The 16,308-nt window shown below is 63.4% G+C and carries 9 protein-coding genes and 3 pseudogenes; 3 read left to right on the top strand and 9 right to left on the bottom strand.

All coding sequences use genetic code 11. The features are described from left to right. Positions 1-39 precede the first annotated feature (39 nt). Entirely contained in the window at positions 40-1,062 is a 1,023-nt protein-coding gene (locus ACDH77_RS00615) for a PfkB family carbohydrate kinase (RefSeq protein WP_372353669.1), read from the top strand. Positions 1,063-1,212: 150 nt separating this feature from the next. Here the strand turns inward: ACDH77_RS00615 and ACDH77_RS00610 are convergent, their stop codons facing one another. The 7 genes and pseudogenes from ACDH77_RS00610 to fabV form a co-directional block, all read right to left on the bottom strand. Next, entirely contained in the window at positions 1,213-1,863 is a 651-nt protein-coding gene (locus ACDH77_RS00610; protein ID WP_372353668.1) for a hypothetical protein, read from the bottom strand. 40 nt (positions 1,864-1,903) lie between these two features. Beyond that, a complete protein-coding gene (locus ACDH77_RS00605) occupies positions 1,904-5,920 on the bottom strand; it encodes a hypothetical protein (RefSeq protein ID WP_372353667.1) in 4,017 nt (1,338 codons plus the stop codon). A 30-nt stretch (positions 5,921-5,950) separates the two neighbouring features. Then, positions 5,951-6,592, bottom strand: a complete 642-nt coding sequence (locus ACDH77_RS00600) for a DUF1629 domain-containing protein (RefSeq protein WP_372353666.1) — start codon at positions 6,590-6,592, stop codon at positions 5,951-5,953. Positions 6,593-6,709: 117 nt separating this feature from the next. Continuing rightward, positions 6,710-8,080 (bottom strand): annotated as a pseudogene (locus ACDH77_RS00595) (hypothetical protein); the annotation flags it as partial. Positions 8,081-8,116: 36 nt separating this feature from the next. Further along, a complete protein-coding gene (locus tag ACDH77_RS00590) occupies positions 8,117-8,755 on the bottom strand; it encodes a DUF1629 domain-containing protein (protein ID WP_218553956.1) in 639 nt (212 codons plus the stop codon). A gap of 110 nt (positions 8,756-8,865) precedes the next feature. Then, positions 8,866-9,351 (bottom strand): annotated as a pseudogene (locus tag ACDH77_RS00585) (hypothetical protein); the annotation flags it as partial. A 31-nt stretch (positions 9,352-9,382) separates the two neighbouring features. Further along, entirely contained in the window at positions 9,383-10,591 is a 1,209-nt protein-coding gene (fabV, locus tag ACDH77_RS00580; protein WP_277574183.1) for an enoyl-ACP reductase FabV, read from the bottom strand. A gap of 279 nt (positions 10,592-10,870) precedes the next feature. Between fabV and ACDH77_RS00575 the strand changes: the two genes are divergently transcribed. Both ACDH77_RS00575 and ACDH77_RS00570 read left to right on the top strand, forming a co-directional pair. After that, the gene (locus ACDH77_RS00575; protein WP_372353665.1) at positions 10,871-14,218 is read left to right on the top strand and encodes a winged helix-turn-helix domain-containing protein; all 3,348 of its coding nucleotides are present in this window, start codon (positions 10,871-10,873) and stop codon (positions 14,216-14,218) included. Next, the gene (locus ACDH77_RS00570; RefSeq protein WP_031420549.1) at positions 14,215-14,613 is read left to right on the top strand and encodes a hypothetical protein; all 399 of its coding nucleotides are present in this window, start codon (positions 14,215-14,217) and stop codon (positions 14,611-14,613) included. Before ACDH77_RS00575 ends, ACDH77_RS00570 begins: the two co-directional genes overlap by 4 nt. Before the next feature lie 121 nt (positions 14,614-14,734). Here ACDH77_RS00570 and ACDH77_RS00565 read toward each other — a convergent pair whose 3' ends face one another. Both ACDH77_RS00565 and ACDH77_RS00560 read right to left on the bottom strand, forming a co-directional pair. Continuing rightward, positions 14,735-15,283, bottom strand: a complete 549-nt coding sequence (locus ACDH77_RS00565; RefSeq protein ID WP_031420548.1) for a hypothetical protein — start codon at positions 15,281-15,283, stop codon at positions 14,735-14,737. A 291-nt stretch (positions 15,284-15,574) separates the two neighbouring features. Beyond that, positions 15,575-15,970, bottom strand: a pseudogene (locus ACDH77_RS00560) (hypothetical protein); the annotation flags it as partial. Positions 15,971-16,308: the final 338 nt, after the last annotated feature.

Genomic DNA, 16,308 nt, shown 5'->3' with positions numbered 1-16,308 from the left:
CCCGCCCGTCACGCACCACCCAGCCGAGGTAATTGCCGCATGAGCCGTGCCCGTATCCTGTGTTTTGGTGAGTTGTTGCTGCGCCTGGGGGCGCCTGGTCATGCGCTGCTGCTGCAGCAGCCTCGGCTGGATGTGCACTGCGGCGGTGCGGAGGCCAACGTCGGCGTTTCGCTGGCGCATTTCGGCCACGAGGTGGCGATGGTCAGCACGGTGGCGGACAACCCGTTGGGCGCCGCGGTGCTGGGCGAACTGCGCCGGCATGAGGTGGATACCCGCCATGTGCGGCGCGTGGACGGCCGCATGGGCCTGTATTTCTTGACCACCGGGGCGATCCATCGCCCCAGCGAAGTGATCTACGACCGCGCCGACTCGGCCTTTGCGCTGGCACCGGCCGACGCCTACGACTGGCCGCGTCTGCTGGAAGGCGCGCAGTGGCTGCATCTGTCCGGGGTGAGCCCGGCATTGGGCGCGGAGGTGGCGCAGGCCACGCTGGCGGCGGCACGTGCCGCGCGTGCGGCCGGGGTGAAGGTGTCGTTCGATGGCAACTACCGGCCCAAGCTGTGGCAACGCTGGCAGGGCGATGCGCGCGGCATCCTGCATCAGCTGTTTGCCTGCGCGGATGTGGTGTTTGCCGACTACCGCGACATCGGCGTGGTGCTGGGCGGCGAGTTTGCGCAGGACACGCTGGAAGCGCGCGTGGAAGCGGCCGCGCAGCAAGCCTTCGCTGCCTTCCCGCAGCTGCAGTTGATGGCGTGCACGCAGCGCGTGGCGCACAACGTGGACCACCACAGCCTGGGCGCGATGCTGGTGCCGCGCGATGGCGCGGTGGCACGCGCGCCCAGCGAGGAACTCACCCCCATCATCGACCGCATCGGCGGTGGCGATGCGTTTGCGGCCGGCGTGCTGCACGGCCTGATCGAAGGCTGGTCGTTGGAGGACACGGCGCGCTTCGGCCTGGCCGCCGGTTGCCTGAAGCATTCGATTCCCGGCGATTTCAATCCGCTGTCGGTGGCCGATGTGCAGGCCTGCGTGGGCGATGCGCGGTTTGATGTGAAGCGGTGAATCGGGAGTGGGGAATTGGGAATCGTAAGAGCACTGGCGTTTGTGTCCTGGCGGTTGCGATCGGGTATGCCGCACCCAGCACCGCCCGCATAGCCATTTCGTTGATTGCTCCAAGGGTGCTCGACATGCGTCTGAACGCCTTTGGTGTGATCACCGCATAGCAGCTGCAGTGCGCAGGTTAATCGCTCTGTATTGCCGCTGTTTGCCGTAACGCGGCCCATTCTTCTCGAAGGTGGCGCAGAGCCGGTCTTCGCCACATGGAGCTAGGTCGGCACGGGACACGCGATCCAGGTAGTCGATGGACGCTCGAAGCTGTGCGAGTTCGGTTCGCTTTTCGGTGATCATGCCAACCGAGTAGGCCACCGCACCCAGGCCCAACACGCCGGCCACGAGCATCGTGGCGGATGCAATGCCCATGCGTCGCGTGATCTTTGTTTCCAAGGACTGCTGGGCCTGCGCGTAACGTCGAGTGGCTTGCTGCAATGTCTCATCCGCAGTGGCCATCTCTTTGTTGAACCGCTTGGCGGCCGGCTCCAATGTCTGCGTCAACGCTTGATTGGTCAGCTGCGTCAACCGCGGCAACGCATTCTCCAGCACCCGATTGACCTTGGCATCGGCGCTGCTGGCCGCGTGTTGGACTACCTGAAGTTGCTCGGCGACCACCTCGCGCAGCCGTTGTTCGCGCTGCTGCATGGATGCCACCAACGTCGTCAGCACTTTGACCGTTTCCTGCAGCGAGGCGTTCGACGCGTTCAACATCGCCATCATTTCCGCCATTGCGGCGGCGTCTTGCCTGTCCATGGGGTCTCCTGAGCTCGGCTGGTCACGGAAGCGATTTTGACTAACCGCCACCCCCTCCACCACCACCACCGCCTCCTCCCCCGCCGCCACCGCCGCCACCGCCGTCTCCACCCCCACCGCCGTCTCCTTGGGGACCGCTCTGCATCGGCCCCTTGGCGAACTCCGGCAAGGTCATCACCATCACCGGCCCGCGGCTGGTGTTGATTTCCGCTGAGACATCCATCCCCAGCGCCTGGCGTGTGGTGGCGAGCTCCTGGGCCTCCTGCTGGGCCTGCGCCTCCAGGAACTCGTTGCCTCTTTTGATGAGCGCCTGCGTCGCTGCGCTGTTGGCCACCCGGTTCAGCGCTTGCTCGATCGCCAACTCGTTCTTGCTGTCGAGCGCGTAGAGGACCTCGTCTACGTCCGGGTCGCCCGTGATGGATTTGCGCTCAGCTTTCGGCGACTCGTTTGGTGCATCTCCTACCCCTGGCTCGGTGGAACGCTGAGCTAGAAGCGGAAAGGACTCGGCTTGCTCAGCCGCTTCACTGGGCGAGCGGCCACTTGGTTGGTGCGCGCTGAACGCATCAATGCCGCCACCCTCCTGGTCTAGCGCCCTCTTTTGAGCGAAGGGATAAGGTTCTCCGCGCTCGCGATACTTCCTCCATTCCTGGTGGAAGCGTTCGTCTTCCCGATCCGCCGCCTCAATCTCCTGTTGCAGTTGACGCAGCGAGCGCATGGTCTCTTCCAGGAAGATTGCACCACCCGGGTCTGCGGCGCTGCGGTCATGTGTCGGGGTCGATTGAGTGCGTTGGCTTTCCGCGTCTGCTGCCCCCACGGAGGAACGACTCACCGCACTGGCTTCCAGGAACTGCTCGTGTGCTTGGGCGAGGTGTGCTGCTGGCAGCAAAGCCGCTTCCTGATAGGAATGCGGCGCGTCTGAAGGACGGGGCTGATCTGCCCCCGCATCTCGTTCAGAAGTGGAATACCGCGCGGACTGCGATGCAATCATCGGTTCTTCTGACGCAGGCGTTGTTGCGGATATGACGCGAACCGGCTCCACCTCCCGCTCACGTGCCACGTCTTGCTCACGGACCGACGCTGGCTCCATCTCTGCTTGCTGCGTTTGCACCTGGGGATGCAGTGCTGGCGGCACCGCATCGGCCTCCGCGTTTTGTGAGGGCTGGCTGCCGAATTCCTGGCCACCAGAGGGAGGCACTTGGAGGTGCGCAGCGTCGTGACTCTCCAACGCATGCCTTTCCAGCGCGCGTGACGGTTCTTGTGCTTGATGCGGCTGCGCGTCGCCTGGATCAGGTGCCTGCATCCGTGAGTCAGGTGTGGTGTGAGCCGGGTGTTCGCCTGCCCATTGGTTATGCGCTTCTAGCTGCTGGTAGGCGTCTGCCTGCTGCAACTCGGGCTGCGGCGTTTGCTGAGCCAGCGCCGCAGTCGGAGCGTGCGGCTGAGGATCGGCTTGTTGCGAGGCGTGCTGGCTGGGGTCTTGCTGCTGCGCTTGCTGAGCTTGACGTTCCTGGACTTCAACCCGCGTGGCTTCTTGAGCCTGGCGCTCTTGCTGCTCCCGCTGCTGGTTGTCTTGGGCTTGGCGCTCCTGCGCCTGACGTTCCTGGACATCCCTTTCCTCACGCTCCTGCAGCTCGCGTTGCTGGCTGGTCTGTGCCTGCCTCTCTTGTAGTTGGCGTTCTTGCTGTTCGCGCTGCTGCTCGACTTGGCGTTGGCCTTCCAACACCGCGTGGGCCTGGAGCACTTGCTCGCTCTGCGGCCGATCTTCGCGCTCCGGCTGTGCCTGCTGGAGGTGCTCGCGCACCTGCGCGGCGTGCTGCTCTTGCGCAAGACGATCTTGCTGTTCGCGTTCTTGCCGCGCCTGCGCCGCGACAGAGGCTTGCATGCGCGCCTGGATATCCAGCACCTGCTGCGGATTGGACGACTCGGAGGCCGAGGTGTCCGCCTCTGCCGTTCCCTCAGGCACGCGCCCTAGGCTTGGCGACTGTAGCCGATTGCCTTGCGCCTCGCTCAACGCCTGCCGGATGTCCTCGCTGCTGGTCACGGCCACCACACGAGTGATTCCATCGCTGCCGCGCTGTAGGTGCGCGATGGGACTGTCATAGCCGTATTGACCGGACTCATTGCGTTGTAGCTGCTGCATGGTCGGCCCGGTGATGCCATTGGCGTCCCTAGTCCGCTGCGCGGCCAGCGCCACTGCCTGCTGAGTCTGAGGGTTCACGTTCAAATCGACGCCTGCGGCCCGGTAACGGTGCAGCAGCTCGTTGTGCTCTATCTGCGCAGCCGTAGGGGCGGGAAGCGCCTGGATCGCTGCCAGGGTCTCCTGGGCACGCTCCACCGACGGCTGGCGCACCTGGTTCGTCAACTCCAGTTCCACCGCCAGGTTTCCAGTAGCCACCCCATCCTTCCCAGCCCACTGTCCAGCGTCGTTTCGCTGGTAGACCTGCCCGTCGTGTCCCTGCACCTGACCTTGCTTGGCGAGGACACTTTCCACGGCTGCCGGCACTTCCACTCCATAGGCATGGGCCCGTTGCGCGGCATGGTTTTCCAGATAAGCGGCGGCGATGGCTTCGCGTCCGGTGGCGATGTTGCTTTCGATGCGACTGAGGGCTTCTTGGTTGAGCTGTTGCGCGCGCTCCGGGGAGGCGGTTTGGTGCTCGTAGCTGCCCTGGTCGTTGGCACCGGACACGGAGGTTTTGACTTGGCGCTCCCATGCCTGGCTCTCGGGATTGCGGTGCCAGTTCTGGTTGTCTAGTCCAATCTGGTCGCTGGCCCGTGCAGGGAGGTTAAACGGGTCCTGGGGCGGCGGGGCTTTGCCCAGCGCCAACTCCACTGCCTTGGCGTTGGCAAGCGCGCCCAGTTCTTGCGATTTCTCGTAGCTGGCGACCACGGGCTGCTCGCCGCTCGTGCGCCGGCCATCCGGAGCGAGGTCGATGGCCGCTTCGCGCTGCCAATTGCGACCGTTGAACTGCCACTCCACGCCAGCCTTGTCGGTCTGGTGGTAGATGGCGCGGTTGTCCAGCAGATCGGCGCCTTTGTCGAACGCCTTGCTCATCAACAACGCATCGCCCACCACCAATGCCGCAGGCACAAAGCCGCTTCCTCCCACGGCTGCTGCCGTGGACGCTCCACCTGCCCAACCGCCGACGTTACGTGCCAGTGCATGTGTAACCTCAGACTGCGCGGCCGTGGCATTGCCTTGTTCCAGCAGCTCGGCCGATCGGCGGGCGGTTTGCACTGCATCAGCACCTGTCGCCAACAAGCCGCCCGAACGCACCAAAGTGCTGGCCGACGCGTTACCCAGCAATACTTCCATGGACGCAGCGCCGTTTTGACCGCGAGGAACGCGCAAAGGTCTGGCGGCTTCCTCGCCCAAGGTGTTCTCAACTACCGCCACGCCAGTCGGTGATACGGTCAAGCGTCCGCCGTGATAAGCCTCGGAGATGGCTACGGATAGCCCGTGGCGTTGAAGATCAATGTTGCCGCCTCGGGTCAACGGTCGCCCTGAGCTTTGAAAGTGGTTGAGTGTGGAGACGATGCGACCTTCGTTGTGCGTGACCAAGTGCCACTGTCTGTTTATGGCGCTAGCCTGACCATGTGCATCCACCTGACTGGCATTCTTGATTGCGTAGCCGTTGGGATCGTCGAAGAATGTCTTTGTTTGCGTTCGCGCCTGATCAGTAGTTTGCCCAATCCCGGTGTTGGTACGCAGGTCACCATTGATGAGCCCAACTTGCATGGTGTCAGACATTCGCTGCACTTTGACCGCGATGCGATCCAGGGCCTCCGGATCGCCTGCCAGTGCCGCTTGTCCATCTTTGCTGAGTTCCAAACGTTCAAGGCGTGCTTGTAGGCCATAACGGTAATCGCCAAGAGGACCTCCACTATGAGGCGAGACCCCCAAGGAATCAGCTAAGGCCTTGTCGTTGGGCATGTTGATCAAATTGGACGAAGCATCCATGTCGAAGCGACCGGTATCCCTAAGCGCTTTCAGCAGCCGGCTATACCCCATCGTTTGTCGCTCGATGGTGTGGTGTCCTTGAAACAGGGGCTTGCTCGGCATGGTTCAGTCATTCCGTGCTGACGTGCTGCGTCAAAGATCGGATGCATCAATGAAGGAAATGCCGCTCAGTTCTGGATCTTCTGGCACTCCAGCGCGGTGAACCGCGGCCTTGAACACTTGGTCGCAGACAACGAACAAGCTATATGGCGTCAAAAATACATGCGCGCCCCCAAGTACCTCACGCTTGAACGCTAAGCTAGCCCCCCCTCCAGTCGCGTAATACTTTCCATTCACGAAGTCATCGTCGATTTCGATTTTGAGTATCGAGTTATCTTCATCCACAGCGTCTAGGACGCGCACGACATCACAGAGGAAATACCTTGAGCCTTGTGCACCGTTGCCCAACCGAACGTCGCATTCGGCGAAAGCGAACGCTTCGTTATCCACCGAAACCATGGCCTCGCGCAGTCGTTCCGAGACGAGCCAGTAGCCGCTGAACCCTCCCTCCAGATCACGTGGCTCTGGGCCCTGGGAAGGATCGAGAACAAGCTTTGGCTTTTCGCGCAGATGAGGGAATCCACCGCCTGGGGGACGCAAGATTAGGCGCGGCGGCGTTATTAGCTTCTGGACGTTTTCAAAGACCGCTCCCCTAAAGGGCCTATTGCTTTCCAAGTCGGGGCCAAACACAAAGAATTCGCCTGCATTGGGTTGATTGGCTGTTTTCGTTTCCATGCGTCGCGTCCCGTTCTTGAATCATGTCACCAGAGTCATTGCGAAAAATCCTAGCGTCGCCAGCGTATATCTTGGCAGACACTGCAACGGTAGCGCCTTATCCGCTAATTTGCATTGTTTGACTTGGCGCTCCCATGCCTGGCTCTCGGGATTGCGGTGCCAGTTCTGGTTGTCCAATCCCACTTGGTCGCTGGCCCGTGCAGGGATGTTGAACGGGTCCTGGGGCTGCGGCGCTTTGCCCAGCGCCAGCTCCACTGCCTTGGCGTTGGCCAGCGCGCCCAGTTCCTGTGATTTCTCATAGCTCGCCACCACGGGCTGCTCGCCCGACGTGCGCCGGCCATCCTGGGCAAGTTCGATGGCCGCTTCGCGCTGCCAGTCGCGGCCGTTGAACTGCCACTCCACGCCCGCCTTGTCGGTCAGGTGGTAGATGGCGCGGTTGTCCAGCAAGTCGGCGCCTTTGTCGAACGCCTTACTCATCAACAACGCATCGCCAACCACTAGGGCAGCAGGTATAAAGCCGCTGCCACCAATCGCGGCGGCGGTGGACGCGCCACCGGCCCAGCCGCCGACGTTGCGCGCTAATGCATGGGTGACTTCGGACTGCGCGGCCGTTGCATTGCCTTGTTCCAGCAACTCGGCCGAGCGGCGCGCGGTTAGCACTGCGTCTGCACCTGTCGCCAACAAGCCACCCGAGCGCACCAAGGTACTGGCCGACGCATTGCCCAGCAGCACTTCCATGGACGCGGCACCGCTTTGACCGCGAGGAATTCGCAGAGGTCTGGCGGCTTCTTCGCCCAAGGTGTTCTCAACAACAGCACCCCCCCCCGGCGATATGGTCAAGCGTCCACCGTGGTAAGCGTTTGAAATAGCCTGAGACAAACTATGCCGCTGGAGTTCGACTGCACCACCGCGGGTCAGAGGATTGGGGACGCTCTGGATATGTTGGAGTGTGCCCACCACACGGCCTTCGGTATGTGTCACCGCCGCCCAGCCGTTATCCACCGCCGCATAGCCCTTCAGGCTCTGGAGTTGCGCAACATGGGCCTGTCCATAACCGACTTCGTTGCGAAAGAAATTCTGGACGTTTGGGCGAATATCGTCGGCGCGAAGGCCAAGTGGCGCATTAGTGTGCAAATCGCCATTAATGAGACCCACACGAACCGTGTCGCGGAGGGTCTCTACGCGTGCTGCAATCCGATCCAGGGCTTCTGGGTCGCCGCTCCGTGCGTCAATGTAGTCGGTGCTTCGTTGCAAACGCCGCAAGTTTTGCTGGAGCCCGATCTGGTAATCCGAGATAGGACCACCGCTATGCGGTGTGATGCCCAGTGTTTGTGCGAATGCAGGATCGGCTGGCAGGAATATCCGGTTTTCCGGGGCATGAATATTGAATTCCCCCTTTTCTGCCAGCATCTCCAAAAGTGGGCTTCGTTCAAGCGTCCTTTGCTCGATGGCATGGTGGTCTTGAAAAACAGGTCCGTTGCGAGGCATGAAGCAGGCTCCTTACTTCTCAGCGTTACCGCGCTGCTAGATGTCCGAGGCGTCGATAAACCACAGGCCGTCGGCATCGGTGTCGGTAGCAATACCTGCGGCAGCAGCCGCATCCTTGAAGAACCGATCGCAGAAGACCGTGTCGTTATAAGGGGTCTTGAAAACATGTGCGGCACCTAGCCGGTCATGCTTAAACGTGACGCTTGTGCCACCAGTCAAATCGTAAAACTTACCGTTGATGAACTCTTCGCCAGTCTCGATGGAGAGTATGGAAGTCGATTCGTCCAATGCGTCAATCTCTTGGACCACGTCACAGAGATAGTAGCGCGGCCCCTCCGCTCCATCGGCGAGGCGGTAGTCTACTTCCGCAAAAGCAAAGGCTTTGGGATCGACCGAGAGCATGACTCGATGAAGCCTCTCAGACACAAGCCAGTAGCCACTAAAACCAGCTTCCAAATCCCGCGGGGGAACACCTTTGCTTGGACTGTAGATCAATTGAGGCTTCTCCCGTAGCTCAGGAAAGCCCCCCCCTTCTGGCAAAAGAATCAAGCGCGGCGGCGTCAGCAATCTATCTAAGTTCACAAAGACGACGCCATGCCCGGGACCGTTGATCGTGCCCGCTTCGAGGATAAAGAACTCACCCCCTTTGGGCTGATTGGCTGTCGTCGTTTCCATTGATGGTATCCGTCATTAGATTTATGTCGCTAGGATCATTGCGTCAGAGTCTAGCGCCGCAGTCGCACTTCCGGGCACACAGTGCAACGGTAGTACTATGTCCGTTGTCTTGCATTTCTGACCTGGCACCCCCGGGTCTGACGCTCGGGATTGCGCCGCCAATTCTGGTTGTCTAGTCCTAGTTGGTCGCTGGCCCGTGCAGGGATGTTGAACGGGTCCTGCGGTGGAGGAACTCTGCCCAGCGCCAACTCCACGGCCTTGGCGTTGGCAAGCGCGCCCAGTTCCTGCGATTTCTCGTAGCTGGCGACCACGGGCTGCTCGCCGCTCGTGCGCCGGCCATCCGGAGCGAGGTCGATGGCCGCTTTGCGCTGCCAGTTGCGACCGTTGAACTGCCACTCCACCCCGGCCTTGTCGGTCTGGTGATAGATGGCGCGGTTGTCCAGCAAATCGGCGCCCTTGTCGAACGCCTTGCTCATCAACAGCGCGTCGCCGACCACCAAGGCCGCAGGCACGAAACCGCTGCCGCCCAATGCTGTCGCAGTAGACACGCCGCAGGCCCCCCAGTCGCCAACGTGGCGGGCCACTGCATTACGCAGAGTCGCGATTCCGAGTTGCGACTCTGGGTAATCACCCCAACTCGATGCAATCGAAGGTGACGTCCGTCGCCACATCGGCGTCGTAATCCACGTCGGTGCGCTCGAAGCCGAACAGCTTGAGGAATTCGTGCTTGTAACCGGCGTAGTCGGTGAGCTCGAACAGGTTCTCGGTAGTGACCTGCGGCCACAATGCCTTGCAGGCGTCCTGCACGTCGTCGCGCAATTCCCAGTCGTCCAGGCGCAGGCGGTTTGCGTCGTCCACCTGCGCCGGCTGGCCGTCTTCGCGGTACAGGCGCTCGCGGAACAGGCGGTCGAGCTGCTCGATGGTGCCTTCGTGCAAGCCCTTTTCTTTCATGATCTTGTAGACCATGGAGATGTACAGCGGCATCACCGGAATGGCCGCGCTGGCCTGGGTGACCACCGACTTGAGCACCGCCACATTGGCGCCGCCACCGCGCTTGGCCAGGCGTGCATTCAAGCGCTGCGCGGTGTGGTCCAGATCGACCTTGGCCTTGCCGAGTGCGCCATGCCAGTAGATCGGCCAGGTGATTTCGGTGCCGATATAGCTGAAGGCCACGCTGCGCGCGCCATCGGCGAGCACACCGGCGCCTTCCAGCGCGTCGATCCACAATTCCCAATCCTGCCCGCCCATCACGGTGACGGTATCTTCGATCTCCTGCGCGCTGGCCGGCTCGATCGAGGCCTGGATGATGGTGTCCTTGTTGGTGTCGATGGCGGTGGCGGTGTAGGTCTGCCCGATCGGCTTGAGCGCCGAGCGCTTCACTTCGCCGCTGCCCGGCAGCTTGCGCACCGGGGAGGCCAGCGAATACACCACCAGGTCGACCTGGCCGCCCATCTCGGTCTTGATCAGCTCGATCACCTGCGCGCGTGCGGCATCGGAAAACGCATCGCCATTGATCGACTTGCTATACAGCCCGGCCGCCTTGGCATGCTTGTCGAATGCGGCCGAGTTGTACCAGCCGGCCGTGCCGGCCTTGCTGGCGGTGCCGGGCTTTTCGAAGAACACGCCCAGCGTGTCCGCACCGAACCCGAAGGCAGCGGTGATGCGCGAGGCCAGGCCGTAGCCGCTGGACGCGCCGATCACCAGCACTTTCCTGGGGCCGTCAGTGCGCACGCCACGCGCACGCGTTGCGGCAATCTGCTCGAGCACATTGCGCTCGCAGCCAAGCGGATGCGTGGTGGTGCAGATGAAGCCGCGCACTTTGGGATGGATGATCAACGTGGACTCCTGGTCAGCAAGATGCTGGCGGCATCTTAGTGCGTGTGGCGCGCGCGAAACAGCCTGATGCGTAACACACGCCGCTGTATGGAAGCACGTGAGGGCCACCGCGGGGCAGCCTGACGCCAGCACCTGCGCGCGCGCCGCAACGAACAGCGACCGCAATCGACTTACCCGGCAGCGGGCTGTGCTACGTTTCGGCCCTGCCGTGCCGTGCCTGGCCGCGCCTGAGGGCGATTGTCGAGGCCCCTTCCAGTTGTGCGACCGGTTATTTGAGCGATGTCTCTTCGAAGCGAGCGCGTCACGCAGCTGGGCTCCGTTCCGCGGTTCCGTCTTGGGCCATTGCTGGTCGAGCCCGAGCGGCTGACGCTGATCGACGACGGCCAGACCATCACGCTGGAACCGCGCATGATGGAAGTGCTGATCGCGCTGGCCGAGCGCGCCGGCGAGGTCATCAGCGCCGAACAGTTGTTGATCGAGGTCTGGCACGGCAGCTTCTACGGCGATAACCCGGTGCACAAGACCATCGCCCAGCTGCGCCGCAAGCTGGGCGACGACAGCCGCCAGCCGCGCTTTATCGAAACCATCCGCAAGCGTGGCTACCGGCTGCTGCCGAAGGTGGTGTTTCCCGACGATTACCGCGGTGCGGTGATCGGTCCGCAGGCGTGGGGGCACGGCAACCCGTACATGGGGCTGCAGGCATTCGACCCGGCACATGCAGACGTGTTCTTCGGCCGCAGCCATGCGATTGCGCAGGTGCTGGGCGCGTTGCGCGCGCAATTGCACAGCCAGCGTGGCCTGGTGCTGGTGAGCGGCGCCAGCGGCTGCGGCAAGACCTCGTTGCTGCGCGCCGGCGTGGTGCCGTTGCTGTGCCAGCCCGGCGGCCTGGATGGGCTGGAGGCCACCGCGGTGGCGTACTGCAACCTGGCGCAATGCCGCGGCGGCGATGTGCTGGATACGCTCGCACGCGCATTAAGCGAGTGGGCACCAGGCGGGCGCACGGTGTTGTCGCCGGCGCAGACGGCACGCCTGCCCGAATGGCTGCAGCAACCTGCGCCGCTGCATGCGGCCATCGACGAGGCGATGCGCCAAACCGGCCCGGCGCGCGAGAACGTGCACACCCGGCGCCATCTGCTGCTGGTCATCGACCATGCCGAAGCGATGGTGGCCACGCCCGGCATCACGGCCGCCGATCGCGCTGCACTGGCGGCCGCCTTGCACGCGCTGTGCGCCAGCGCGCACGTGGCCGTGCTGATGCTCACCCGCAGCGATTTTTATCCGCGCCTGATCGATGCGCTGCCGGACATCGTCGAGCTCAAACGCGGCGATGGGCACGTGGATCTGCTGCCGCCACGCGATGGCGAGATTGGCCAGATCATCCGCGTGCCGGCAGCGATGGCCGGGCTGCGCTTCGAAGAAGACCACAGCGGCGCCGGCCGCCTGGACGATGTGCTGCGCGATGCCACCACGCGCCAGCCCGATGCGTTGCCGTTGCTGCAACATCTGCTGCATGCCCTGCATGCGCAGCGCAGCGACGACGGCTTGCTGACATTTGCCGCGTATCGCGCCCTGGGCGGCCTGGAAGGCGCGCTGGCGCATCATGCCGAGCAGACGTTTCGCGCATTGCCCTCCAATGCGCAGGCCGCGTTGGGCGAAGTGCTGACGCTGCTGAGCGTGATCCACCCCGACAGCGATGCCGTCACCGCACGGCGTGCGCTGTGGTCGGCATTGCCGGCGAGTGGCACAGCGCGCGTGCTGGTGGATGCGTTCGTGCATGCGCGCCTGTTCGTCAGCGAGCTGGTGGCCGGCGAACCGGGCTTTGCGGTCGCGCACGAAGCCTTGTTGCGACAGTGGCCGCGTGCGGCCGAGTGGATCCATGAAAACCGCCGCCTGCTGCAGGCGCGCAAGCGGCTGCAACTGGCGGCACAACGCTGGGCCGCCGAAGGCCGGCGCAGCGATCACTTGCTCAACAGCGGCCGCCCGCTGAGCGAAGCACGCGAGGCTGCGCGACGCATGCCGCAGGATCTGGACGCCCTGGATCATGCCTTCCTGCGCGCCTGCGAACGCTCGCAACGCCAGCGCCGCAGCGTATACGCCGCCGCCGCCGCACTGCTGGCGGTGCTGGCCAGCGCCTCGCTGCTGCTCGGCTGGCAGGCGCGCCAGGCCCAGCAAGTGGCCGAACAACGCCGCGATCAAGCGCAGCAACTGGTGGGCTACATGCTGGGCGATCTGGCCGAGCAGTTGCGCACCGTGGGCAACCTCAAACTGCTCGATAGCGTCGGCAGCCGTGCGCTGCGGTATTTGGAGGATCTGCCCGAGTCGGGCATGGCAACCGGTGATCTGATCAACCACGCACGTGCGCTGCGTACCACCGGCGAAGTGCTGATGAATCAGGGCAAGCTGGAAGAGGCGCAGGCCGCATTCACGCGTGCCGCGTCCACTGCCGAGCAGGCTCGTACCCAGGCGCCGGACGCAGTGGAGGCGCATGCGGAAATAGGTCAGACGGCGTATTGGCTGGGCAACATGGCCTATCGCAGCAAACAGTTTCCGTTGGCGCGCACCCATTGGTCGCAGTATCTGGCCGCCAGCGAATGGTTGGTGCGCACCGCGCCGGATGATCCACACTGGCAACTGGAGTTGTCGTACGCGCTCAACAATCTTGGCACGCTGGCGCGTAGCGAAGGGCAGGCCAACACGGCGATCGGCTTGTTCGCCCGCTCGATCGCGCTCAAACGCCAAGTATTGGCGCGTACCCCAGACAACGCGTCCGTGCGCTATGAGCTTGTCGACAGCCTTTCCTGGCTGAGTCTGGCGCAGGAAACCCAGGGCCTGCTGGCACCGGCCGAACAGGGCTATCGCGAACAGATCGAAACACTGCGCCTGCTAGTGCAGCACGATCCCGATGCCAACGCCTGGCGACGGCGCATGGCCACCTCGTTGGTGCGCACCTCCAATCTGGCGCTGGCACGCGGTCACCTGGCGCAGGCGCAAGCCGACGCGCAAGCCAGCGTGGGGATGCTGGAACCACTGGTCGCGCAACAGCCGGACAACCGCACCTGGCGCCGCGATCTGGCGCATGCCTATGCGCAGGCCGGCTGGGTGGCCGCGCTGGACGGGCACGCCGCTGCTGCCACACGCCAACTCACCCAGGCGCGGCAAACGCTGGCAGGCGTGCTGGCGCACCAGCCGCTGCCGGAATGGGAATGGCTGGACGCTATCATCGCACTGCGCTTGAATCGGGTGCAGGGACTGCACGGCGACCGTCAGACGGCCAGTCTGGCGGCGATCGTGGCGCGGCTGGATGCCTTGCATCAGGCCAAACCGGCCGACCTGATCGGCGTGTCGGCGCTGGCGACTGCATTGGTCTGGTATGGCGAACAGCTGGACGCCAGCGGCGATCACGTCGGTGCACGCGCCGCCTGGCAACGTGCCGTGGCAGTGCTCGGCGCCGATATCGGCAATAGTCGCGACAAGACCTTGCTCGACCCCTGGATTCGCGCACAGATTCATCTGGGTCGGCGCGCTGCCGTGACGCAACAGCTCGGATGGCTGTATCAAGCGGGCTACCGCCACCCGGGATTCGTTTCCCTCTATGCCCCGCTCTTCAAGGAATCACCAACGTCATGACCGATCCCAAGATCATCCCCATCACACTGACCGTGGCGCACGTTGAGTTCGGCGGCAATACCGGCAGGGGCGCCTACTTCTACAGCTTCTCGCCGGACCTGCTCATCTGTGGCAAAGGCGAACAGGGCGTGACCCTGCGCTACGCGTTCTGCAAATCGGTGCCCCACCGCTTCAAGATCATCAGCCTGCTGAATTCCGATTCGACGGGGCAGATCGGCCCGGCGGAAATTGCCTCCGACGGCAGTTGGGTGCAGGTGGTCAATGCCAATAAAGACCGGACACTGATCTTTTTCAGCGTGGTGGTGAAAGATACCCACACCGGCAAGCATTTCAGCTGCGACCCCCAGGTCGGCAACGATCCGGAAATTTCGCCGACCGAATTCGGGCGTCACTGATCCTTGGGTCCATCTCCGTCCGACGGTTCGCCGCCGGACGGGAGCCGCCGCGCGATCGAGCGATGGCTCAGTTGCACACAATAAGAGACCCGACCGCCGCGGAGCGCCTGCATGCAGGTGCTCAGTTGGTGTCCCGAACGTAGGTATCGATTGCCTTGGGCGTCAGGGCAATCACGCGACCTGCAGGAAAACTGGATATCACATAGTTGTCTGGCGCATCGCTTTTGAAAGGCACGTCGAACGTGGACGCTAGAGTGCGCGCCCACCCTTCCGGGTAGGTGCTGCCGCTGACATGGACAACACTCATCGAAGGCCAATGCACTTGGCGTTTTGTCTGCGGATCCGTCAGGTCGGCCTGGCCGATCAGCACCCGACGCGATTGGAGAGGACGTGTTTTGGCACGTGCTGCCGGCTGCAGCTTGAAGCTATAGGTTCCGCTTTCAGGGTAATGCAGCTCGATGATCGATGCCGGCGAGGCAACGGTGACTTGAAATTCTTTCTCGTACCCGGCTTTGGTTGACCTGGCGCCCTCAAGCAGGCGCCACTGGTGATCGGCAATCGGACGCGCCGATACGATGACCGCGCCCCCTTGTTCCAGTATCGGCGCGTCGAGGGTCACGATCAGTCGCGACGATAACCTCGGCTGCTTTGCACAGCCGGTGGCGGCCATGAGCAAACATGCGATAGCCAAAACGGCGCAGCCAATCCGATACCTGCCCATCGTGTCACTTCCTCAACGCTGCACACCAGCATGGCCGCTCCTTGCGGCCTTGCGTCTTTATACGTTCCTTCGTATCGACCGTGTTGCTGCGCGTCTAGCGCGTGTCGCCCGATCCTGCAGGATGACGGCGTGCTGCTGCCAGCCCGCGGCATCGATCTGGCGCCGCATGCACTGCGTGGCGCCTGCTCCTTGCCGCCGCTGCGGGCGTGGTGCATCCCAGGTAACCCTAGGAGCGTGGCTAGATGTCGCCAACCTGCGCAGACGCTCGTCGGGCTCGGTTCCGTTGCTGAAAGCCGGCTTGATCTGGCCACGGCTCGACCACGTGCCGGCCGTGCCCGTGCCGATGCCCGCGCATTCAGGGTCATCGGTTTGGCCGACCTGGCGTGGGCGACTCGCCAGACCTTGCCGGCAACCTTCTCCATCGAAGCGCCTGATCAGTCGATCGCAGGCATGGGCAGCAGTTCCCTGCACTGCCGACGCGCATCCCACGACGACCCGCATGTCGCGTTCGGCGACCGTTTGGATCGGCAGGGCTGCGCGGGGCCAACTGACCGGCAATTCGGCCTGGGTCGACGCCCCCCAGGCGCTGGTGAACAGCACGACGATCAACACGAACCACGACCGGACCAGGCGCATGACGGACTCCGCAGCAGACCGGAGCGCGGCGCGTCCCCGGGCGGCGTCGCTGGCCGCCGGATCACCCTTCATGCGCGGCCCCGCGCCAGACCTGACGGCAACCTTACGGTTGCCGGCCGACGCTGACGGTTGCCCATAAACACTTATGGAACAGTCACATAGAAGTGCAGGCCTGAACGAGCTCGGCACTCGGGACAGCGTGTCTGGGGGGGCGAAACGGCAGCAAGTGGTATTGGCCGTACCCTCACCCCAACCCCTCTCCCGAGGGGAGAGGGGCTTGCTTCGTATCGGGCAGCGAGCAGACTTCGGTCCCCTCTCCGTTCGGAGAAGGTGGCGCG

Source organism: Xanthomonas axonopodis pv. maculifoliigardeniae (genome assembly GCF_041519315.1).
Lineage (GTDB): Bacteria > Pseudomonadota > Gammaproteobacteria > Xanthomonadales > Xanthomonadaceae > Xanthomonas > Xanthomonas euvesicatoria.
Note: the sequence above shows the minus strand (reverse complement) of the source record. Positions and strands in the feature narration are given on the sequence as shown.